Below are 22,705 nucleotides of genomic sequence, written 5' to 3'. Positions count from 1 at the left end.
GGAAAGTCAGCAGGGACATCTTTTACTGCCGAATAAAAGCTGATAGGAGGCCGGGAATTCTTCGTTGACCCGCAGCACTTCAGCTGCAAATTCCTGGCTGACACGCGGGACTCTTCCAAGAGCATCAGCTTTTTCCTGTGGTCATTAGTTGCGGACGGAGGAACAAATCTATTGGGAAAAATTCGCCCTCCGTTTGTCACTACTGCATGATATGAAACTGAAGGAACCCCTCTCTACAATCGCATTATAGACAATTGCCTTGAATCCGAAAAACACTACCCGCCCGATAAAACAAGGACCATGAATAAGCGCTCCATGAGCTATGCTGACTTCTTTTTCGATATAGATGGAATGCTGTTTACCCCAGTAGGAGATTCCTTTATTAAATAACCCATGCAAAATTACGCGATCCTGCAACGGAGTTCCCTCATCTGCACGGATGCTGACATTTGGCGCTATAAACATCTGATTGCAACATCGCCTATTACACTTGAAAACGAGCTTTTGAATGATGTTTAGTTTATCCGAGGATAACGCTGAACCGGGTTGAAAGTTGTGATTGGGTTAGGACTGATGATTGGTTCGAAGCAGCAAGGGGATGCCTGGTTTAAGAGTGAGTACGGTTGATCTGATTTTTTCACAGAATCTTTTCCTTCACATTGGTTGTCCATCTATCCTATGCGGGAAGCAAACACATGTGATGGACGAAAGGTACTTGCTTTTATGAAGAAAACGCAAAATAGACCCGTCAGCGTCTAACGGGTCCCAATTCTTATATCCCTAAGGATGGCGTATCCCTTTCTAACCTTCACTTCAGCAATCAGGCTCCCCTTCAGAGAGGCCTGTTCCAGCTCCCTGCCCGTATTTTCCTGCAGGAAATAACGGTCCAGGCTATACTGGATGAATGCGGATTCCTGGCTGCTTTCACTTCCTGAGACATAACTCAGACGGCCCTTCAGATAAATCGTTTCTTTCGGCCTATGAAGGGTGACTGATACAGGTTGATGGACTCCATTTTTTTCCTTTAACACAACATATACAGTAAACTTGCCATCTCCCTCTCTCTCACGTTTTAAAACATCCTCTTTAACCAGTGAAACCGGTATTTCTTCAGCTTCATAGCTTAAGTTGACATAGTCACCGCGGAATAAATCAGTAGGATCGACAGGCTTGGTTTCCAGCAGGATGGTTTTGCCCGCATATATGGTGAGTAAAGGCTTGATCGTCATGAAAGAAAGGATAAGAATCGGCACAAGGATGGCTGCAAGATATTCTAATTTCCGCTTATTCATGATGACCGCCCCCTTGCCTGCGCTGTTTCTCAAAGTAAAAGCCAAATCCTAACAGTATGAACCCTCCCAGAATAAATACCAGTGATTTGGGCAGGAAATCAAACGAGATATCTATATAGAAACGGAGTATCAATACACATAGAATGAGGATATTCATTAAACTGCCCCGGTGAATGAAAAATAAGACAATCAGTACATAAAGCAGAGTGAAGACTAAATTAACTCCCTGTATTCCCCAAGTATCCTGGAATGTAAGAAAAAAAGCGGCTGCACCATGGACAAGGTGGCCGAGCACTGGATAAACGCCGCGCTCTTTTTTGAAAGGTCCCCAGACCATAAATAGGCCGATGACAAGAAAGAGGATGGCAAACAAGTATTCTCTGTTTTCTATTCCCGGTACAGTGTTGTACACAAGGACGGCAATCCATAAGATCATACCGGCTCCATTCAAGAAAGAAACCAATCTCGAAAACCCGGTGATATGATTGAACAGATAAACTGCGGCCAGTGGCAAAACAGCCAGAAAGACAGTGAAACTGCCATCCCAGATGCTGTTATTGCTTAAGAAAATCAAGATGAATAGCGATGAAGCGGCAAGGACCCACTTATCTCTAAGCATCCAGGCAAGCGGGATGATTCCCATTCCCCACCAAAGAAAGGCAGCTTGGAATTCACCGCCGAAATGGAACATCTGGCCTACCAGGAAGATGCCGGATCCAAAAATCAGTCCCCCCAGATAATAAAGGCTGCGTGAGGTTTTGGGATATCGGGTTTCGGATAAATATGCCCCAATATTGACTGACAAGAACAAAACGATAATAATTGCGAATTTATACGGCCTTGAAATATCCTCCCAGTTGCCAGCAACCACGCTGAGAATACCTGCTCCAATGAGGATAGACCCAAAATACAGAAGAGCCCTGGCAAAAGACCATGCTTCCTGCACCGCATACATGTCTTCGGCCTGATGCAGGGATTCATCAGAAATAACTCCTGAGTTATTCAGGAAAGACAATTCTTTTTTTAGAAATTCGTATTCCTTGGATGTGAGCTTCCGTTTTGCCATTGTCCCCCTCCTTTTGGTTTTGCGCGCTGAACAGTATTTCATTCTTATGCTGAAATGCGGCAGGCCTATTTAAGGCTATGTTCTAAAAACCGGCAGAATTCCAGCGAATGATCATTCTGCTTCCACTTATTGTATAGTTACTTGAATTATATCAGATAGAAAGCCTATTTCCTCTTTTCAAAAGGATTTCCTGGCAGTTTTAAGACGGTATGATCAAGGCAAAAAAAAACCCGCCGGTCTGCTATTTCAAGACCAGCGGGACTGCTGCTTACTTATTAATATGGATCAGATTCATGGCTCTTCTCTACGGCTTCTTCAGCAGCTTTTTTGGCAGCCGGAGTTCCTTCGCCAAATTTTGTTTTTCCGGCTTCACGCCCAGGAATTTTGTTCTCCATGTTCTGCTGTTCTTTCATTTTCATTTCGATGCCTTCTTGTACACGGCGGCCGTATTCTTCATCTGCCTGTGTAAAATGCTCAATCATGGCATCTTGTATCCGCTTATCACAAACCGCGAGAGCTGAGGAAAGGTTATTGATCAATTCATCCCGCTCCCAGTCCTCAAAGCTGCGATAAGTTTCCCCCGCCTGGCCATAATTATTTGGGCGGTCAATCGGCTCGGTCATGGAGGCAGCATTATACATCGGCCGGTGCTGCGGGCGCCCTTCCCTTGGAGCTTCCTGGAAACCGCCGGTCATGGATGGCTCATAATTGATATGAGGATTTTCGCCGGATTCCTTCGGGTCACGGATATCCATCTGCCCGCGCTGCTGGTTGGTACGTACAGGTACCTTAGGGGCATTCACCGGAACCTTAAGGTAGTTGGCTCCCACACGATAGCGCTGAGTATCGGAATAGGAAAAAGTCCGCCCCTGAAGCATTTTGTCGTCAGAGAAATCCATGCCGTCTACAAGGACCCCGGTACCGAAAGCAGCCTGCTCAATTTCAGCATGGAAATCGACCGGATTCCGGTCCAGCACCATTTTTCCTACAGGCAGCCAGGGGAATTTATCTTCCGGCCACAGCTTCGTATCATCGAGCGGATCAAAGTCCAGCTCAGGATGATAATCATCCTCCATGATTTGAACATACAGCTCCCATTCAGGATATTCGCCGCGTTCGATTGATTCATAGAGATCCTGGGTGGCATGCCCTACATTTTTAGCCTGGATGGCATCCGCTTCTTCCTGTGTCAAATTACGGATTCCCTGCTTGGGCTCCCAGTGGTACTTCACGAGCACCGCCTCGCCTTTTTCATTGACCCATTTATAGGTATTCACCCCAGACCCCTGCATATGGCGGTATGTAGCTGGAATTCCCCAAGGGGAGAATAAGAAGGTGATCATATGTGTTGCTTCCGGGGTCCGAGAGACAAAATCAAACATCCTTTGGGGATTAGGGACATTCGAAGCTGGATCAGCCTTGAAAGCATGAATCATATCAGGGAATTTCATGGCATCACGGATGAAGAATATTTTAAGATTGTTCCCGACAAGGTCCCAGTTTCCATCCTCTGTATACATTTTTACAGCGAATCCACGGGGGTCACGGGCTGTTTCAGGTGAATCCTTCGAACCGGCGACTGTAGAGAAACGGACCATAAGAGGCGTCCTCTTTCCTTCGCCCTGGAATACTTTAGCGCGTGTATACTTTTCTACAGGTTCTTCGCCGACTTTTCCATATGTCTCGAAATAGCCGAAAGCGCCTGAACCCCTGGCGTGGACCACACGTTCAGGAACCTCTTCCCTGTCAAAATGCGATATCTTTTCGATGAAGTGATAGTTCTCAAGTGTTGCAGGGCCGCGGTTGCCTACGGTGCGGATGTTTTGGTTATCCGTAACGGGATGGCCCTGCCTCGTAGTGAGCGTTTCACGCTCCTGATCCTGATTGTTTGAAGATTTGTTTTCTTTGTTATCTGCCAAAATAAACACCTCCAAAAATACTTTACCCTATCGCTTGGGAGATAAACCAATATCTCGCAAAAAATGTGGATAATGGAAATGCCTCCATATGCGATTAACCCTATGTTTCACGTAAGGACGTAAGGAAGAAAGAATAGAAGAGTCGATACATTTATTAACGTAAAAAAATGAATAGGAAGTCACACATTTAGGAACCTAAGAAAATTTTCTTAACGGTCTATACTAATAATGGGGTCAACTAGCTGGATTAAAGGTTTTTGACTCTAAATACGTTTACGAATGAGAATGGTCTTCTTTGTTATGTATAAAATTCATGGGGAGGTTATTTTTCTTGTTCATGGCAGTTTACGTTCAGGGCTTCACATTTTTTACACCTCCTAATCTTACTCCCTGGATGTGATGTTCATGAAGAATAAACTCCATCTTGTTAAAGAAAAACGCCACACTGATGATCGATGTAATAGAAATAAGTATCAACACGAGTTCTTATTTATTTTACTAATAACCCCTGTACATCCAGCCTTGGACAGTTGAATCACACTCCGCTCCAAGAGGATTGCAGCTTTCGCAGCAGAACAATCTGGCCGAGATGATAGGTATCGTGCATCATGACATTGCTGAGTAAACGCTCAATAGAATACCTGCCAGCTGCATACGGAACCTTTAACTTTTCATCGTCCAGAGCTGCAATAACCGTCTTTAATGTATTCATAACCTCATTTAGGCGCTGCACGGTTTGATCCCATCCTGCTTCGTCTTCTGGATCACCCGGTTTCCCAAAGGTTTCTTCATTGGTTTCTGGCTTAAGTGGATTTTTTGTACCATCAATTCGATGAATCACATCCTCATTCCAAAATATCAGGTGGTTGGCAATCTGCCAGATTGAATTGCTGCCCGAACTTGTCCATGCTGCCTCAGCTGCGCTGACTCCATTAAGCGCCTGATCCATGGATGCAAACCACTCATTCTCAATCCAATGCATATCCAGTTGTTCTAGAAACATTCCGACTGCTGCTTGCATAATAACAATCCCTTCTATGTATCGTGTAATCCTTCATATTTTTGAGAATATAATAAAACAAGTTCAATATGATTTATTCAACTCAACCAGTATTTAATCCTTCAAATTTTTAGAAGTAAATGCAGCTGAATTAACCTCCCTATACTACTATAGAAACGTTCTATGATTTCATTGGTTCTATGATCTCTATTGGTCAACTCTTCATTTTGTGTCTTTCAAATCGTTCACTTTATTAATGAATAAATACAAGTGTCAGTTAACTTGCTGCCATCTGCCGATAAATCATCATTTCTTAAAGTTCCTTCTAAATCAAAACCAAGTTTCTCTGGGATTGCACGACTTTTAAGGTTTGTCGATTCACACCTTATTTCTATCCTTTTAAATTTAAACTGCTGAAACCCAAATTGAGTTAACGCATTTACTGTTTCTGTCATATATCCATTGCCGCTGAATTGCGAGTTAATCCAGTATCCAATTTCACATTTGGAAATTTCCCAATTAATTCGGTGAAGGCTGGCAGTTCCAATAAAATGATTAGTACCCTTTTGAAAGATAAGATAGCGGAAGCTTTCTCTTCTCAAGAAATCAATATAGGCATTTCTTAGGAGGATTTCAGTTTCTTCAACAGCAGGAATGGTCTGGAATAAAAGCAGCCATTGCTTTAACTCATTAATTGAGTCCTTAATAGCCTGGTGAACTACATACCCATCACCAGCTTGAAGTGGTGCTCGAAGAATTAGTCTGTCAGTTTCCATTTGTATAGGAACATCTTTTAAAATGGGATTCATTTAATATCCCCTCTCGGTTTAAGTGCTATTAAGGTAATTCAATAAAAAAATACCTATTCCTGCAGAGAATCAATGTACTTAAGCACTTTTTCTAATTTGATAGTTGACTTGATTTCTCATATTTTAATGAATCCTTGAAGCTGCCATACTAAATCAGCAAGTTGATTTGAACGATTGCAGAAGATTTCTCCACCTTCCCGAACAGATCCAGCGTTTAATAGTTTCTTAATGCATTAAAAGTATATTTTTCATCAAAGAGGTTCAATAAAAAAGTACACCACCGGTATATATGTGATGTACTTTTTTATATTAGTGGTGATATTAAAGACAAAGTACTACTTTAATAATAAAAACAACATTCACTTATCTTTTAGTTTACAGCCGTTTCTTTTGTTTTTAATGATTGCCTCACGATTCAACCGCATTAGCTTTTACATCTTCAGGAATGGAGAAAGATTTGACGGAATTCATATTTTTATAGTCCGCATTAAGCTTCACCTTAACATCTCCCGATTGCCCGTCTTTTTCCATTTTTATGGAAGCGTCGGTCACAACTTTCTTGATGTTGTATTCCTTATCCAGTGTGAGAGTGTAATCAAACTTATTTATCTTAATGGAGTCTGGTTTTTCTTCTCCCATGTTTCCGTCAAGCATTTTTAAGACCAAATCTTTTTCTTTTTGGGATGATGTTTTATCCAGATTTACTTTAAGGTTATAACCGTCCTTTATTTCCTCAAGTTCAAACAGTTCCTCAAACTTTTTGATATTCTCAAGATCTTCTTTGACTGAATCATCGGAGGCGAGGTCTTTGAATTCAGGGACGCTGTCCGTTGGTGTTTTCATCCATGTTGAATCCCCGCTGTCAATATAGGCATATTCCTTATCAAGGTATAACTCCATCTCACCATCGATGGTGTCCATAACGAGATGTGTAATGAAAGGCTTGTCCAAGTACTTAATGTCCATGTCAATCGTTTGGTTGGATTTTTGTCCATTGGCGCTAATTTCGAATTCGGTTTTCATTTCAGCGTCAAAGCTGTTGATGGGCTTTTTGAAGGCTCCGTTAATGACGTCTTCTTTGGATGCCTTTGTCCCGCAGCCGCTGAGGAGCGCAAAGACGATTAACGCGGTGGTAAATAAAATTGTTTTTTTCATAGTCTCTCCTTTTCCTGTAACTTATTTAAATTAGACTATAATTCTCGTAAACCATGAGACTTATGTCCCAACCAGTATAGAATACTTTATCTTCCAATTTCAACCAATAACCCGGCAGCGCGAAAACATAAAAAAGCTGCGATCCATAGGGACAGCAGCATTCATATTTTTCTGTTATTCAAATTCGTACCAGGAGCAGATGAGGATATTCAGGCCATTTTTGTTCCGAGAATTTGTTTAAGATAATTAGAGGCAGAAATTTCTTCAATGCCAAGCTCATGAGCAATGACCTGGATTGGCGTTTTTTTCTTATAAAGATAGATCAGCAGAGCCCTCCGAATGGCAACAAGCGTCAATGGCTCCCTGCCTTCAGCCAGATATTCCCGTGAGATGGCCCTTAAATGGGAAAGGATAGACATGACCTGAATAGGACCTCCGTAGTCCATGCCATGAGTCTTTGTGCTGAAAACATATTCGCTTCCATTGAATACAGTCTCATAGAAGTACTCCTGGAAGTGGGAGGCTTCTGGTCCTTCCAGTGTTAAGATGCGGTTCTTGAGCATAATTTCTATCTTTTCTGTTTCTGTATGATCGGTAACATCATCTTTTTTAAAGCGAAATTGCGATGTTTTCAGGCCTTTAGAAGCAAGAATGAAGAGCGCCTTCCTTACTTTTGGATATTTGTCATTCTTAAGCACGCGCTCTAAAATATCCAGGATCTCCTCATACGTGATTTCAGCCTGAGGTGTGTGCGTTACCTTCAGCCGTTTGATTTTAACTGCAGGATCCACAGCTACTTTGTCATTTTCCCAGAAATAATGGAACAGCGTTTTGAGGATGGCCAGCTCTTTATTGATCGTCGAAACACTTTTTCCCCTGTTTCCCTGATTTGCAAGATACTTTTTTATATCCGAAGAAGTAATTTGAAACGGTTCTTTGCTATTTGGATATGTGGATTCTAGAAAGCTAAAGAATTGACGAATGACCTTCTCATAACTTTTAACAGTTTCAGGACTATAGCCTTTATCTTCAATATACTTAATAAATCCATAAGGCACCTTTTCAAATCCTCCTTTACTGAACTAGTGTTTCCCTTATCATTCATTCGATATTTATTTACTAATATCCTTTATTCTCCTTTTTCAACCCTTTCTTCACCTGCGGTTCATATAGTAACCTGGTAAAGTCGCCGCTATTGAATTTAAAGCAATGATTTCATAAAGCCGTTTTATTTCAATCCTTATATGATGATTTTTTGCATTTAAATGTTAAAAAGTTTTAGGGTACAAACGTACCCTAAAATACATTATAAAAATATAAACAAAGCAGCTAAGCAAAAACAGGCAGGAATTGGTTGAAGTAGAATTTCTGGAGTTAAATTCCTGTATAAACAGCTGTTTTTCTCCCCCATTACCTTCTTTCTGCATTTTGGTTTTTATTAAGTTTTTGAACAAGAAAGTGGATCTTCTCTCAAGCGCTCGCTTTCTGCGTGACGGCGGTTAGTATGAGTCTCGCACATTACCCTCCATTCCACTTGCTTCCCACAGACTTTTTAATAAACAATCTTTTACAGTTAAGACTAAATGTATGTGATAAAAGCCTGTTTAAAAAATCCAACAAAAAAACAGCCTCCATTTTGAAGGCTGCTTCCCTATAATAGTCCCAGTATTATGCTCTTTTCCTGAAAGGATCTTCCCGGTATACGGCTTTTCTCTTGTAGATGACCTCTCCAGCTTCTTCCTGGCCGGTCTTGGAGGTGATGACAGCTTTTTTACCGGAAACTGCATGGCCTAATTTATAGGAATCCCGCTTCAATGCAACTGTCTTTTTCATTTTTATGTCCCTCCGTATATCGAATTTATTGTATTTAGCAGATTATAATTGCTTAAGAAAATCTGGTCTATTTCTTTCCGGTCTAATTTTTCCTTTCCGGAAATAGCGATGGTAATGACTAGTTTCTTCCCTATAGGATAGCATAATACATAAGTGTTATCAAAGGCAGATGTATTTTTTTCAAGAACGAGTTCCTCGCTCTGCAGGAAGCTGTCCACAACGATGATTCTGTCTGATGGATCGCGGGTTTCATTGATATGAAATGGATAAAAGCTGCCCTGGCCTTCATTTCCCGCTATTTGCCTGAGCCCATCTGTTCCTTCTGCCTGCCAGACACCAATTGCTTCAACATAGTAATTCGGCGGTGCCTCATAGCCATTTCTCACCGCTTCCTGCAGATAATCATGCTTATGGACCGGATCGGACAAAAGACGCCTGCATAAGGTCCTTAAGACCCGGATCAGGGTGTAATCCCTCTCCTGGCTGACACGTGCCAGACTCAGTGCCTTCGCAGGATCCTGGAAGCATCCCAGCTCTTCGATTGCCTGCTTGATTCTGCGGCATGCAACATTGACAGCAGCATCATAGTTGGAGTCACTTCGTTTTTCATATCTCAGCACTGTGAGGCCGTCCAGGTCTGTAGGAATCCTGAACCCTTGTGCATGTTCGTCTTCCGGAAGTTCAGAAGGAATGATATAAAAGACCCTTCCCCTTCTTAATCTTCCCCAGAAGAGCCCCATTTCAAACAGCGTATTATCCCTTGCGGTAAAGGTAATTCTCCCCCTGATGCGGACCACATCATCAGGAGAAAATACAAAAACAGCAAAATCATTTAAATCAAGCTGCCTCTCCAGACTTTCCATATTATATTCAAGCGGACGGAATGCTCCCGCTGACCATGGTGTAACTTCCGCCATCCGGCTCAAGCCCTCATGGATGGCATCCACATAATGAATGGATTCGCTTGCGGAGCCGATGAATACTTTTGGATTTATGCGAGTCATATATACCTCCCTGCAATAAGTCCGAACTATCATGCTATCTGTCATATCAGGACTTACCGGCTGCTCTTCTATTTGACACCGGCCCTTTTCGTCTGCCTAGTATATTTCAACACTTCTGCGCTAAAATCCTTTTGCAAAGTTGTATAATGGGAAATAAGGATGATTCTTTGACTGGAGGGAATTTACTTGAAGCAGGTAGCTGTGGCGATTATACATGGAATGGGAAGCCAGCTTGAAGATTATGGAGAAGATCTGTCCGCTGAATTGCTTGAATTGTTTGCAGAAAAGGCAAGGGTTTATAATGTGATACCCGATGACATGCTCGCAATCCAGCCGGTTTTTTGGGCAGCCGTATTTCAAAAGGGAGAAGATGAACTGTTCACGAAATTAGTAAAAGAACAGGACTTGAACTACCAAAGCCTACGCCGTTTTATGATACATTATCTGGCAGATGCAATCGCTTATCAGCCAGTAGAGACCGCAAAGCATAATTATTATCGTGTCCACCGCCAGGCAGCTTCCTCCCTAGGCAAGCTGGCCGAAAAAACAGGCGGCGAAACCCCTTTATGTGTTATATCGCATAGCCTTGGTTCTGTTATAGCATCTAATTTTTTTTATGATCTTCAAGTAAACCAGGATGATCTCGAGATATCAGTAGAAGAACTGACACCGCTTGAGAGGGGCGATACTTTATCACTTTTTTATACCATGGGCACTACCCTTCCGCTTTGGAGTCTTCGGTACGACAGCTTTGACAGGCCAATTTCTATACCGTCTCCTTCAGCAGCACAATATAATGGCGGATTTTCTGGAGAATGGATCAATTTCTATGACAGAGATGATGTGCTGGCTTATCCGCTCAAGCCGGTAAGTCCGCAATACTTTGCCGCAGTCAGGGAAGATCGGGAAGTTAATGCAGGAAATATCCTTACAAGCTGGAATCCTTTCGCCCACTCCGCTTATCTTAAAGATAAAGATGTTCTGGAGCCAATCGCAGACGGTTTATTCCGGCTCTGGAAGCATATTAATGGACTGAAGTAAATGATAAAGAGGAATGGGGGCATATGAGATAAATGAATGTAATGATACGGCGTCCTCAAGCAGGTGATCAGACTGAGCTTCATTCCTTTTTCACGAGGGTTTTGACACATACCTTTGAAAAAGAAGGATTAATGCACCTGCGTGATGATCTGCTTCAAGAAATAGAGTTGAAGAAACAAATGCTGGCTGCTGATCTTATGAGCAGCGGAACTGATCGATATTTTCTGCTTGCTGTCCATCCCGCTGACGGTAATATTGTGGGAACCATCGAATACGGGGGGACAAACGATCTTATAGTGGCTGTCACGGATGGTCAAATGGCCGGTCTCATTGAAGCAGGGACCATTTTTGTGGCTCCCGAGTTTCAGGGCAAGGGCCTTGGGACCTTGCTCCTGAATGCCTTGATTCTTCATTTCACTGGAAAAGGGATAAAGGAGTTTTGTATGGACAGCGGGTATAAACGGGCCCAAAATATATGGAAGGCTAAATTTGGCGAGCCTAATTTTACTTCATACAATCATTGGGGAGAGAACAGCCATCATATGATCTGGAGAGTATCGGTTGATTCTTTTGCTATAAAATTCAGTTTCCCTCATGTGTAAAAAGCAGCCCTGAGTGAGCAGGACTGCTAGTAGTCATAACCTTATACGATCCAAAATTCGCTTTTCCCAGGGCATAAAAGATTCCATGCTTAAGCATCTGGAGGCACATGAATTGATCAAGTCCGACCATGCTGCCTGCCAATCCCTTCCGCAAGCTCTGCCGATATGCCGACAAGTATCGTTTATAATTCCCAAAAGCTTAGCGGCCGCCCCCAATTTCCCAACGAACCTTGCCGTGTCCTGGCTTTCTTTCTGGTTCAGGCCGGTCAGGTCGAGCAGCAGGAATTGGGCTTCATGCCTTGGCAGCTTCTCAAGCGTGCCCACTACGAGCTCCTCAAACTGTTCTTCATCATAATAATTCCCGTATTAATTCCTGTAAAGCCCCCGTTTTTTCTTCCACCAGGAATTCCAGCTGCTGAATATGGGCGGCTTTCTTAGTCCTTGTGTTATGGTCATTATCAGTAATCGTTTTTTCGCTTAAAATAACTCTTTTAATTCCTGCAGTGAACTGATTTTATAATCATAGCTCAGGGGTGTTCCGAATCCGTAATCTGCATAAACGAATGGAACGCCGGCAGTCTCAGCCGCTTTCCGGTCACTTTCCGTATCTCCGACATAAATGGCTTTCAGAAGGGAGTTCCTTTCCATGATCAGCTTAATATTCTCTCCCTTGGTGAGGCCTGTCCTCCCGGGATTCTCATAATCCTTAAAAAACCTTTCCAGACCATGAAATGTATAAAATGCCTCTATATAACCATCCTGGCAGTTGCTGACGATGAACAGTTTATATCTTTCAGAAAGATAAGACAGAACCTCCTCGAGGCCATCATAAAGGATGCCGCCCTGCTGACTTAGCCAGCGGCACTCGACAGCATTGCATTCAGCCAGGATACGCGTTCTTTCATCCTTTTCCAGGGAAGGGAATAAACGTTCTCCAATTTCCTTCATCTGAAGGCCGGTCACCGCCTGCAGTTCTTCCTTCTTAACTTCTAAGTTGTATTCCTTAAGTACTTTATTCCACGCGGTTATAATAGAATCCAGTGAATTCCATAATGTTCCGTCTAAATCGAAAATGATGCTGTCCATAAAGCATTCCTCCACGTTACAAAAGTAGTTCTTCTTATCATAACAAAAATTAAATAGGAGCTCCTCATAGATTTTGCTCCATCAATAATCTTCCACACTAAAATTTTTCAGATAGAATATTCCTCTTCCTTTAAATATAATGAAGGTTATAAACCAATCGGAGGAAATCATGTTTGTTACCAGAAAAACAACCAGCCTTTCCATTTTACTGTCCCAGGCACTATTCCTTTCACTGCTGCCCCTTTGGAAGGCACTGGGCCCTTATCTTCATCCCGTCTTTCTTTTAGTAATATGGGGGGAGGCATAACAGGTGGTGTTTTCTTCTTCATGCTCTTTATACGCAGGGAACAAATCCAGGTGCCTCCGATAGCGGCACTTGGCATGATGGCTCTTTATTCCATCCTGCTGCTGGTGCTGCTGTTTTTCAGGCCGCCCCAACAGGAATATGACCGTATCAATCTCATTCCGCTTTCGACTATTAAACTGTTTCTATCCGGCAGGAGTTTGTTTATTCCAGCCTTTTATAATCTTGCGGCAAATATACTCCTATTTGTTCCCTTTGGCGTATATGCCCTATGGGCCAAGCCCCTTTCCGGATTTAGTAATTGGAGTTTACTACTGGTTCCCGCAATGGTCATTAGCTTCATAGAAGGTGCCCAGCTTATAACGGGGCGGGGCAGCCTCGATATTGATGATCTGATTCTGAATTTGTCAGGAGTATTCCTTGGGTACCTCATCCATCCGCTGGCAGCAAGAGTGTTGGTAAAGGCGTGAATATCCCTATCCAAAGATCAAGGGTATTCATGCCTTTGTTAGTCTTCCAGCAGTATTCAGACCAAATTTTTCTTTTGCCAGTCTCCTGAATTCCGCATCCTCCACGTCCAGTTTGACCGTCTTGCCATCCTCACGTTCAGAAAAAGATTTATCTGTTAAAACAAGAGCCCCGGAAGGAGTCAGGCGTGTTATCAGTGGACTTTTATTAAAGGGGGAGGCCGGATGTTCGTGGATGACAGTCTGCATATCGTTCAGATTCTCTACATTGGGGGTCGTTTCATCCGGATTGAATGCGTACCCCTTTTTCCAGTCTCCATGTTTATGCTTTAACTTCATTTCAAGGATATAGTACCCATATTCTGTTTCTCTTCTAAGGATCCTGAATTCCCCGTTCAAAGAGGAAACGATTTCCCCGTCCATTGGGACTGCCTTAAGGGGAAGATTGACTCCAAAGCCTGTATCTGCGATATATGTTCTTCCTTCATGGCGGATCAGCACCGCAGCATGCGTTTTGCCTGTTCCGCTCCATCTTTCATGCTGTTGATCATAGATGATGCCGCGCACCAAAGCGGCATCAAAACCATTTTCAATAAGAAAAAGATAGAGAAGCCCGTTCAGTTCATAGCAGAGCCCGCCTTCATTTCTTACCAGTATTTTGTCAGACAGGCTATTTTTCGTCAGCTTCTCTCTTGTTCCGTCCAGAATGCGCAGATTCTCAAATGGAATCGACATGGCAGCTGCCAGCAGCACCCTGTCAAGCGTTTCAAAGCTGACTTTTTCGTCCGCGGACCAATTTATTCTTTTTTTGAATAAAGAATTCAATGTCACTGCACTTCGGCCTCCCCATTACTTCCCTTTGTAACCATATCGTTAATAAATTCCACATGATCCGTAAAAATGCGGTCCGGCAGATTTTTCAGCGAATAGAATTTATTTTCAATAGACTCTTCATTCTGCTCCAGAACTGAGCCGGTATAAGATCTTGATACAAACAAAATCTGCACCAGTGATACTTGATTCCCATTGGCGAAGGTTTTATTGAACCGGGGACCGGAATAAATCCCGAAAAGCTCCAGTCCATTCACCTTTAGGCCCGTCTCCTCAAATACCTCTCTTCTTGCAGCCGTCTGTAAGTCTTCATCCAGCTCCAGAAATCCGCCGGGAAGTCCCCATTGTCCATTATCAGACCTCTTCTGAAGCAGAAGCCTGTCCTTTTCATCAAAAACAAATACACCCGCAGTCACCATAATGACTCTTTCATGACCTACCATTGAACGAAGATACGTAATATAATCCATCGTAAACTCCTTTTTTTGCTGTTAAAGCTTTTCTTATCATGGTAACCCGGATGACCGGCAAGACCAAATAATCCTGCCTGGATGACTTTGAAGAAATAAAGAAATGCATGGAGAGACGCGCAGCTGCTGTCCGGTAATTAATACCTTTAATAGTGAAAAATCGTATGTTGCTCGAATTTAAATTAAAACAGTCAATTTATCACCTTATTCCAATTAAACTTTCACACTATAAGAGCCCCAGTGCCATTTAAATGCTGATAAGGTGGCATATGATACGATTCTTTTAAAGTGAACCAGCTGAACTCTGATTATACTTGCGGAGCCAGCCGCTTTACTTGCGAAAAATCCGATTTTACTTGTAAAACCTTTACGACCCCCTAATTCCTTTGGACACCTTAGAGCTTAAAACAGTACACTAAGGACAAGAAAATCCAGTAATTAGGGAGGGGCTCTTATGGGCAAGAAAAAAATTAAAGTGTTGGAGGACGTCAAAAAGAATTATGTCCGGTTAGCTTTAGAGTCAGGGAACTATTCTTCCATCGCTCGCAGAGCGGGAATTGATCGCAGTACCCTTTCGGGCTGGATTCAGGAATATGGGGATGAGATAAGGGAACGTATGGAAGACCCCGCCACTGTCATTCTTTCTACTGAGCCTACCAAGGAAGAATTAAAGGCAAAGTATGAACAGGCGGTGAAACTGCTTGGGGAGAAGGAACTCGAGGTGGCCATGCTTAGAAATCTATTAAAAAAAAGCCCTTACCAGCCCTAACGGTCATTGAGGAAATTAGGCTTTGGGCAGAGGAGGGGTTTGCCATTACCAAATTGACCGAAGCAGCCGGAGTAAATAGATCCCTCTATTACTATCACTCTGGAGAGGAAGAGGAAGTGAACCCAAAAGGAAAGCGCGGCCGGCCAGCACCAGGATTTTCAAAAACAAAGTCAGACAAAACAGTGCCTGATGAGCAGGTTGAGGAATTCCTTATGGAGGCCATAGAAGGGGAATGCGCCATTTATGGGGTGAAGAACCTGACCCAATTTTTGAGGGATCATCACGAACTGGTAATCAACCACAAGAAGGTCCACAGGCTATGCAGGGAGCTTGGCATCCTCCTTCCACAACGACCCGTTCAGGCAAAGTATCCAAGGAGACTGGTGAAGAACCATCGAATTACCGGTCCGAACCAGCTATGGCAGCTGGATATCAAGTATGGCCATATTGAAGGAAGCGGAAGGTTCTTCTTCGTGGCATGCGCCATTGATGTATTCGACAGGTGCGTCGTCGGCTTTTATACGGGACCCCGATGTAAGGCCGTGGATATTACAGCCATGCTTAAGGAAGCGATTGTGAGGCGGGCCCTCAAGCTTCCCGAGGAGGATGGGCATTGCATTATCATAAGGACCGACAATGGCCCTCAATTCGTAAGCAACCACTTTGGGGAATTCTGCGAGCAGAACAGGGTGTATCATGAACGGATCCCGCCCCGTTCCCCTAATTACAATGCCTATATCGAGTCGTTCTTCAGCCTTCTTGAACGCCACGTATTCCGGCGCTATACCTTCGAATATTTTGAAGAGGCGTACTATCGCGTTGGTGAGTACATGGAGTTCTACAACCATAGAAGGTATCATGGCTCCCTGGGGAGAATGGCTCCTGCCAAGTTCCATGATAAGTACAAGGAAATCGGGTTCCCGTCGGAAATGACAATCAGCCTGTGAACAGGCTGATTGACTCCTCTGAGAAATAAAAAAGTAAAAAACTAAGACAGAGAGAGAATGTAAAAGCAATTGTCAGGAATAAGGGGGTCAGACCGAAACCGGCGGCTTTACTTGCGGAAATCTTTATTTTACTTGCGAACCCGGCAGATTTACTTGCAGAAATTTGATTTTACTTGCGACCCGGCAGACTTACTTGCAAAAGGCTAATCATCAGCCTAAGAATCAAAAAAAGACAGGAAGCCCCTGTCTTCATAACTGGATATTGAACATTAAGGCCAGATAAGTGGATGCAATAAGGCCTAGACTGAACATAAATGCGATGAGGGGCTTGTCCCTTTTCAGGAAACTGATCAGAACCAGGGCGGCAAACAGGATGGCCATGGCACCGAGCAGTATACCGCTTAAGCTGAGATCCCGCGATACCGTCAGCGGGAATCCGGGTGTATCTCCGGTTACCCGGGTTATCCAGGGTGATACCGAATTGATTAAAGCTGATTCATGCGGCGGAGACAGAGTACCTAGTAGTCCTGTGAAGGAAAAAATGATAAGTAGTCCAAGGCCTTCCATCTTCAGCCACGGGAGCGGGTTAAAATCTGATCCGGCAAGCTTCCTGGCCAAGATGCCGTTCATGAAAGCAAACAGAAGCACCGGTATGATGATGATGTGCTTCAAGAGGAGCATCTGTCCATAAGGAAGCGCCCATGAATTGAGATACTGCCCTTCACTTATGACAAAGGTCATCAGCAGAAACCCGCTGAATCCTATAAGTATAAGACTGGCTGCCGCAAAGGGAGTGAACCACCTCAAGAAGCGCTGCCAGCTGCCGGGTTCACTTGAAAACCAGCCGGCAAGGATAACGATTCCTGTCCAGAGGATCACTGCCAAAAAGTGTACCGAATGAAGGGGGAAGCCCCAGTTAAAATCCAGTGAGGCCACATGGCTTGCCCAGCCGGTGGCACTCACTAGAATCAAAAGCCAGAACGCCTTAAGAAACCGATTGCCTTCCACATAGATCGTCATCCAGAAAAAGGTGGCTGCAAACCCAATGACCAGCCAGGATTTCCCGATTGTAAAAGTCGAAATGACAGTTAACAGAGTTTCCAGTAATCTTTCGTCAGAAAAATAGGAGGCAGCCCTCAAACTTGGGGCGAGCGAACAAAGAATGATACCAAGCGTTGATAATAGCAGTACAGGCTTTGGCACAGAAATTCCGGGCTTAAATGCCTGCGGTACGAAAAGCAATGCAGTGTGACCGGCAAGTATTGAAAAGAATACATAGTTCAATACTTCCGCGATTGGCACCAATATGTCCATTTACTTTTTCTTCCTGAATAGGAACAGAAATCCTGCTATAATGGCGACACCGAGCAGCACCATGATCAGGGTAGCTCCAGTATCTGAGGATGCGTCCTCTGTTTTTTCATTCTCTTTTACTGATTCTTCTTTTCCCTTTTCAGGTTTATCTTCTGCTTTTCCTTGCTGCTCTTTTTCATTATCTTCATTCGCTGGAACCTCAGTCTCTGGCCCAGCCATCACGAAATCATACTCCCCTTCAATCGTATGACCGTCTTCCCCGACGATTTTCCATTCCACTCGGTAATTCCCATTTTGAAGCGGCTGTTTCAATGCACCGCTCAACTTTGAACCGGCAGCTTTAACCTCACCCAGCCCAATTTCAGTTTGATCTTTAAACAGTTTCATAGTGCTCAGTTTTTCAATGGGAGTTTCAAAGTCCAGCCGGATCTCCGTCAACTCATTCTTCACGGTTTCCCCTTTTGCCGGAACCGAGGACTCGAGACCGGTATGGGCAAATGCTGCAGCCGGGAAAGATAATATCAGCATAAGACCTAGTATGATGAGTTTTTTCATTATGTAACCTCCAAATCAGTTTCAATATCCATATTACCATTTGTCCCTACAGAAAAAGGATGGCCAATGTGAACATTTTCTAAATATATAACGCCAAAAATGAAAAAAGTCTCCTGATACATGCTGCGAAGCCAACTCTGGCCATAAGCACGGTATGCAAAGGAGACCTTGACGCTTAACTGCGTTTGTTCCTCGTCTTGGTAATGAGGAAGTATAAAAATACGAGCAGCAGAACATTGAAGATGACCATGACTGAAGCAGCAGCTGCCGGAAAGGCCGTAAAGACATAGGCACCTTGAAGGACACCGATGATCACGAGTACAGCAGCGGGCAGTTTTGATTCCATAAATATCCCCCGGTTCTAATATGGACCCTATTATAACAGACCGGGGCATTCCATGCATAATTCCATTTAAGGAAGGGCTGTAAGGATGACACCAGCCGCTATCAGTACGATTCCGGCACCATTCACAAAGGAAATCCGTTCTCCGAGGAAGGCAACCGCGATCACGGCAGCAATGACCACACTGAGTTTATCAATCGGAGCAACCTGGGACACTCTGCCTGTTTTTAAAGCCAGGAAATAAAAGAGCCAGGAACCCGCCCCGGCGATTCCGCTCAAAACAATAAAAAGGAAGGCTTTTCTTTCACTCAGCAGTGCAGGTATTCTGCCTAAGTTTCCTTGAGCCGCCACAACAAAAAGTAAGAATATCGCCATGATTACGGACCGTACAGCTGTTGCGGTATTTGAGTCTATATTCTGCAGGCCGATTTTCCCTAATATGGCAACAAAGGCCGCTGAGACCGCTGAAAGAATTGCATAGATCAGCCAGGACATTACTATCTCTCCTTCACTTGGAAATCCTTCAAAACGAAACGATATCTCCTTTAGTGTGTGAAGATAGGCTGAATTCATACTGTCTAGACAGCGGCCCTTTTTTCCTGGACCAGGAAGATAAGATAAACTAAGATTGCTATCACGACAGACAGGGAGGCTGTCAGATAAATGCTTTGATAGCCGTACGCATGGCCAATCTGCCCAAAGACCATTGCACCCATTCCGACGCCGAGGTCAAAAAAGGAGAAAAAGGTCGCTGTAGCCATCCCCTTCCGGTTTGCCGGGGCTTTTTCCATCGCCCAGGCCTGGAGTGCCGGCTGGACGGTGCCAAACCCAAATCCGTATAAAAACGCTGCTGCATATAAAATCATGGTATTTGGCAGCCACGCAAGGAGCACCATGGCGACAACTATAAGCACGGCGCCTGGTATGAATACCGCTTTGTGCCCCTTTCGGTCATAGAGCTTTCCGGCAAAGGGCCTGGTCAGCATAAGGGCGATGGCATAAACCAAAAAGTACATTTGAATCCCGGATATCCCCTTATCATCCGTATATAAGGGAAGGAAAGATGCGATCCCGCCGAATGTTACGGTAATGAAAAACAGGAGGATAGACGGCTTCAATGCACTCTTTTCATAAATATCCCATTTAACGGTCACCGATTTTTCCGGAGACTGCTCCATTTTTTTATACCGGATGGTAGATGAAAGAATCAGTGCTGCAAGTCCGAGACCTGCGCAAATCAAAAACAGCCAGCTAAAGGGAAGGCTTGCAGACAGAATCAAACCAAGCGATGGACCGAAAGCAAGGGCGAGATTTCCGGATAACCCGTAATACCCCATGCCTTCCCCCCGTCTTTTTGGCGGGATCACATCAGTTGCAATCGTTCCGGAAGCGGTTGTCGAAAATCCCCAGCCGACTCCCTGGATGATCCTCATCACAAACAGCAGGGCAATGCTTCCCAGGAATCCAAAGGATCCCACAGCTAAGATGATAATAGCGAGACCCGTCAGGTACACATACTTTCGGCCCTTTGTCTCAAGCGCATGCCCGGCATAGGGCCTGATAAGTAAGGCAGAAAAAGTAAAGATCCCCACCACAAATCCTATTAATTGTTCGTTCCCTCCCAGTTCCTCGACAAACAGCGGTATGGTGGGAAGCGTCATTTGAAAGCTGAGGAAAACAAAGAAATTCGCCAGACATATTAAAATGAAATCCCTGGTCCAGATCCGCTCCTTCCCCGGCAGTGCCCGGGGGCTTTCATCGCTGTACTTTTCTTTCATTCAATCTACTCCTCTCTCCCCGCTTTCAATTCTTTACATCGAACAAATAGCCCGATGAGCTTTTATTTCGGGCTGCTAAATATTACTATTGATTTTTTTCTTTTATAAGTCAAATGATAGGCCCCCGAGTGAAGGCCGTCCTTTCCCAGGATCTGCAGCTCTCTCTGATAATATCTATACATTACCTCAAGTTACCGCCATACTCTTCAATTGGGTCATAGGCATGGGGTCATCCATGCAAAAAGAGAACAGGACATTACCCGTTCTCTCCGCACTTAATTATTCAAAACACTTTCTTCCAGCATTCCGGTTTTATCTCCATACACCTTGATGATATGATTCTCTCCCCAGGCACAGAGGGAATCGAGAATTTCCTTAAGGCTCCAGCCGTATTCACTTAACTCATATTCGACCTTCGGCGGGACCTGATTGTAGACAATCCGGTTGATGACTCCGTCATCCTCCAGCTCCCTCAGCTGCTGAGTCAGCATTTTTTGTGTGATTCCGGGCATCAGGCGCTTTAATTCACTTGTGCGTTTCTTTCCATGTGTGAGGTGGCAGAGAATGACGCATTTCCACTTCCCCCCAATAACCTCAAGCGTGGCTTCAACCGAAATATTGTATTTCTTTTTATTCATTTATATCCTCCCCTTTACAGGAACTAAAAAGTTCCTATATCACTTCTTGGTACCTATATCACTTAAAAGTGCGTACTTTCCCTCATCCGCTATATGTTTCATAATAACATCTGCGGGCAGAAAACATGATAGCTTTTATAAATATCTTTTGCTGCATGTTAGCGGTTCATGCAAACAACAAGATTTGGTGTTTGAATGGTAAACTCCAATATCCGGAGGAACTATAAGATAGATAACATCACATTTACTAATTAGGAGGATCAGCATGAATTTTACAAAAAAACAAAGCACTCTGGCCCTGCTTGCACTGGCACTGAGTGCATTTGCCATCGGTACGACTGAATTTATAAGTGTGGGGCTGCTGCCCCTGATAGCGGGTGACTTCGATATCCCTGTCACGACAGCCGGCCTTACCGTATCCTTATATGCCCTTGGAGTTACCTTCGGGGCGCCGATCCTGACTTCCCTTACTTCCGGGATATCACGGAAAACACTGCTTCTGTGGATCATGATTGTTTTCATACTCGGAAACAGTATGGCCGCCGCAGCTTCAAGCGTTGGCGTACTCCTGGCTGCCAGGATCATCTCAGCTCTGTCACACGGAGTATTCATGTCCATCGGATCCACGATTGCGGCAAATCTCGTCTCCGAAAATAAAAGGGCAAGCGCCATCTCGATCATGTTCACAGGTCTTACGGTCGCCACCGTGACAGGTGTCCCGATCGGGACCTTTATCGGCCAGCAGCTGGGCTGGCGGGCAGCCTTCATCGGCATTGTCGCGGCTGGACTGCTTGCCTTGATAGCTAACAGCACGTTAATTCCGTCATCCCTGCCAAAAGGAGCATCCTCTTCTTTCAGGGATCAAATAAAGCTGATATCCAATGGCCGCCTCCTGCTTGTCTTTTTAATCACAGCACTCGGCTATGGAGGAACTTTTGTCGTGTTCACCTATCTTTCTCCTATTCTGCAGGAGGTCACCGGTTTTAGTTCAGGTTCAGTCGCTGCCATTCTTCTTGTATATGGCGCAGCCATTGCAATTGGCAATATGATTGGCGGTAAGCTTGCCAACCATAATCCCGTCGGGGCATTGTTTTACATGTTCATTTTTCAGGCTGTCGTGTTATTTGTGCTTGCTTTCACGGCCCCTTTTAAAATCGCCGGCCTGATCACCATCATCCTGATGGGCCTGTTTGCTTTCATGAATGTGCCCGGATTGCAGGTATATGTCGTCATGCTTGCAGAAAGATATGTTCCCAGTGCAGTGGATGTTGCGTCAGCCCTGAACATTGCAGCCTTCAATGCTGGAATCGCCATCGGCTCATATGCAGGCGGATTAATCACGGATTCTGCCGGATTGATCCATACAGCCTGGGCCGGCGGACTGATGGTCACAGCCGCCGTCCTCCTTACAGGCTGGAGCCGGAAACTTGAGACTCAGTTTCGAAATAACAGTAAGGCAGTATAAGTGGAAAAAGCTCACCT

Annotated in this window: 24 protein-coding genes; 6 read left to right on the top strand and 18 right to left on the bottom strand. The window is 44.1% G+C overall.

The genetic code is table 11. From position 1 onward, the window contains the following. Positions 1 to 755 precede the first annotated feature (755 nt). The 9 genes from V1498_RS10870 to V1498_RS10830 form a co-directional block, all read right to left on the bottom strand. A complete protein-coding gene (locus tag V1498_RS10870; RefSeq protein WP_409298952.1) occupies positions 756 to 1,292 on the bottom strand; it encodes a GDYXXLXY domain-containing protein in 537 nt (178 codons plus the stop codon). Beyond that, positions 1,285 to 2,358: a DUF2157 domain-containing protein gene (locus tag V1498_RS10865; RefSeq protein WP_409298950.1), complete on the bottom strand. Its 1,074-nt coding sequence runs from the start codon at positions 2,356 to 2,358 to the stop codon at positions 1,285 to 1,287. The genes V1498_RS10870 and V1498_RS10865 overlap by 8 nt, the downstream gene beginning before the upstream one ends. Positions 2,359 to 2,633: 275 nt before the next feature. Continuing rightward, the gene (locus V1498_RS10860) at positions 2,634 to 4,277 is read right to left on the bottom strand and encodes a catalase (protein ID WP_409298949.1); all 1,644 of its coding nucleotides are present in this window, start codon (positions 4,275 to 4,277) and stop codon (positions 2,634 to 2,636) included. A 535-nt stretch (positions 4,278 to 4,812) separates the two neighbouring features. Then, positions 4,813 to 5,280, bottom strand: a complete 468-nt coding sequence (locus V1498_RS10855; protein WP_409298947.1) for a DinB family protein — start codon at positions 5,278 to 5,280, stop codon at positions 4,813 to 4,815. Positions 5,281 to 5,522: 242 nt separating this feature from the next. Continuing rightward, a complete protein-coding gene (locus V1498_RS10850) occupies positions 5,523 to 6,086 on the bottom strand; it encodes a GNAT family N-acetyltransferase (protein ID WP_409298945.1) in 564 nt (187 codons plus the stop codon). A 408-nt stretch (positions 6,087 to 6,494) separates the two neighbouring features. Next, positions 6,495 to 7,241, bottom strand: coding sequence for a DUF6612 family protein (locus tag V1498_RS10845; RefSeq protein ID WP_409298943.1), 747 nt, complete (start codon positions 7,239 to 7,241; stop codon positions 6,495 to 6,497). Between the two features lie 209 nt (positions 7,242 to 7,450). Beyond that, the gene (locus tag V1498_RS10840; RefSeq protein WP_409298942.1) at positions 7,451 to 8,299 is read right to left on the bottom strand and encodes a tyrosine-type recombinase/integrase; all 849 of its coding nucleotides are present in this window, start codon (positions 8,297 to 8,299) and stop codon (positions 7,451 to 7,453) included. A gap of 610 nt (positions 8,300 to 8,909) precedes the next feature. After that, the gene (locus tag V1498_RS10835) at positions 8,910 to 9,074 is read right to left on the bottom strand and encodes a hypothetical protein (protein WP_409298941.1); all 165 of its coding nucleotides are present in this window, start codon (positions 9,072 to 9,074) and stop codon (positions 8,910 to 8,912) included. A gap of 2 nt (positions 9,075 to 9,076) precedes the next feature. Then, complete coding sequence (locus tag V1498_RS10830; protein WP_409298940.1) at positions 9,077 to 10,078, bottom strand: TIR domain-containing protein; 1,002 nt, start codon at positions 10,076 to 10,078, stop codon at positions 9,077 to 9,079. Between the two features lie 186 nt (positions 10,079 to 10,264). Here V1498_RS10830 and V1498_RS10825 point away from each other — a divergent pair, with 186 nt between their 5' ends. Together V1498_RS10825 and V1498_RS10820 are read left to right on the top strand one after the other, a co-directional pair. Further along, a complete protein-coding gene (locus V1498_RS10825; protein WP_409298939.1) occupies positions 10,265 to 11,119 on the top strand; it encodes a chemotaxis protein in 855 nt (284 codons plus the stop codon). A 32-nt stretch (positions 11,120 to 11,151) separates the two neighbouring features. Beyond that, the gene (locus V1498_RS10820; protein ID WP_409298938.1) at positions 11,152 to 11,721 is read left to right on the top strand and encodes a GNAT family N-acetyltransferase; all 570 of its coding nucleotides are present in this window, start codon (positions 11,152 to 11,154) and stop codon (positions 11,719 to 11,721) included. Positions 11,722 to 12,198: 477 nt separating this feature from the next. Here the strand turns inward: V1498_RS10820 and V1498_RS10815 are convergent, their stop codons facing one another. After that, positions 12,199 to 12,807: an HAD family hydrolase gene (locus V1498_RS10815; protein WP_409298937.1), complete on the bottom strand. Its 609-nt coding sequence runs from the start codon at positions 12,805 to 12,807 to the stop codon at positions 12,199 to 12,201. Positions 12,808 to 13,134: 327 nt separating this feature from the next. On the opposite strand from V1498_RS10815, the gene V1498_RS10810 reads away from it, so the two are divergent. Next, positions 13,135 to 13,581, top strand: a complete 447-nt coding sequence (locus V1498_RS10810) for a VanZ family protein (RefSeq protein ID WP_409298936.1) — start codon at positions 13,135 to 13,137, stop codon at positions 13,579 to 13,581. A 27-nt stretch (positions 13,582 to 13,608) separates the two neighbouring features. Here V1498_RS10810 and V1498_RS10805 read toward each other — a convergent pair whose 3' ends face one another. After that, positions 13,609 to 14,409: an arylamine N-acetyltransferase family protein gene (locus V1498_RS10805; RefSeq protein ID WP_409298934.1), complete on the bottom strand. Its 801-nt coding sequence runs from the start codon at positions 14,407 to 14,409 to the stop codon at positions 13,609 to 13,611. Next, positions 14,406 to 14,879, bottom strand: coding sequence for an NUDIX hydrolase (locus V1498_RS10800; RefSeq protein ID WP_409298932.1), 474 nt, complete (start codon positions 14,877 to 14,879; stop codon positions 14,406 to 14,408). The genes V1498_RS10805 and V1498_RS10800 overlap by 4 nt, the downstream gene beginning before the upstream one ends. 454 nt (positions 14,880 to 15,333) lie before the next feature. On the opposite strand from V1498_RS10800, the gene V1498_RS10795 reads away from it, so the two are divergent. Together V1498_RS10795 and V1498_RS10790 are read left to right on the top strand one after the other, a co-directional pair. Further along, positions 15,334 to 15,648 carry a transposase gene (locus V1498_RS10795; RefSeq protein WP_409295179.1) on the top strand — a complete coding sequence of 105 codons (315 nt, stop codon included), beginning with the start codon at positions 15,334 to 15,336 and terminating at the stop codon, positions 15,646 to 15,648. Positions 15,649 to 15,701: 53 nt separating this feature from the next. Next, entirely contained in the window at positions 15,702 to 16,595 is an 894-nt protein-coding gene (locus V1498_RS10790) for an IS3 family transposase (RefSeq protein ID WP_409295181.1), read from the top strand. A gap of 249 nt (positions 16,596 to 16,844) precedes the next feature. Here the strand turns inward: V1498_RS10790 and V1498_RS10785 are convergent, their stop codons facing one another. The 6 genes from V1498_RS10785 to V1498_RS10760 all read right to left on the bottom strand — a co-directional run bounded on the left by V1498_RS10785 (position 16,845) and on the right by V1498_RS10760 (position 21,223). Beyond that, positions 16,845 to 17,909 carry a copper resistance D family protein gene (locus tag V1498_RS10785; protein WP_409298931.1) on the bottom strand — a complete coding sequence of 355 codons (1,065 nt, stop codon included), beginning with the start codon at positions 17,907 to 17,909 and terminating at the stop codon, positions 16,845 to 16,847. After that, entirely contained in the window at positions 17,910 to 18,464 is a 555-nt protein-coding gene (locus V1498_RS10780) for a copper resistance protein CopC (RefSeq protein WP_409298930.1), read from the bottom strand. A 175-nt stretch (positions 18,465 to 18,639) separates the two neighbouring features. Next, positions 18,640 to 18,810, bottom strand: coding sequence for a hypothetical protein (locus V1498_RS10775; RefSeq protein ID WP_409298928.1), 171 nt, complete (start codon positions 18,808 to 18,810; stop codon positions 18,640 to 18,642). Positions 18,811 to 18,876: 66 nt separating this feature from the next. After that, a complete protein-coding gene (locus tag V1498_RS10770; protein ID WP_409298927.1) occupies positions 18,877 to 19,302 on the bottom strand; it encodes an EamA family transporter in 426 nt (141 codons plus the stop codon). A gap of 83 nt (positions 19,303 to 19,385) precedes the next feature. Then, positions 19,386 to 20,585 carry an MFS transporter gene (locus V1498_RS10765; RefSeq protein WP_409298926.1) on the bottom strand — a complete coding sequence of 400 codons (1,200 nt, stop codon included), beginning with the start codon at positions 20,583 to 20,585 and terminating at the stop codon, positions 19,386 to 19,388. Positions 20,586 to 20,860: 275 nt separating this feature from the next. Continuing rightward, positions 20,861 to 21,223: a winged helix-turn-helix transcriptional regulator gene (locus tag V1498_RS10760; protein ID WP_409298924.1), complete on the bottom strand. Its 363-nt coding sequence runs from the start codon at positions 21,221 to 21,223 to the stop codon at positions 20,861 to 20,863. Between the two features lie 265 nt (positions 21,224 to 21,488). Here V1498_RS10760 and V1498_RS10755 point away from each other — a divergent pair, with 265 nt between their 5' ends. Then, positions 21,489 to 22,688, top strand: coding sequence for an MFS transporter (locus tag V1498_RS10755; protein WP_409298922.1), 1,200 nt, complete (start codon positions 21,489 to 21,491; stop codon positions 22,686 to 22,688). Positions 22,689 to 22,705: the final 17 nt, after the last annotated feature.

Source organism: Paraperibacillus marinus (assembly GCF_046237605.1).
Classification (GTDB): domain Bacteria; phylum Bacillota; class Bacilli; order Bacillales; family DSM-1321; genus Paraperibacillus; species Paraperibacillus marinus.
The sequence above is the reverse complement of the archived record's forward strand: the minus strand, read 5'-3'. Positions and strand labels throughout refer to the sequence as shown.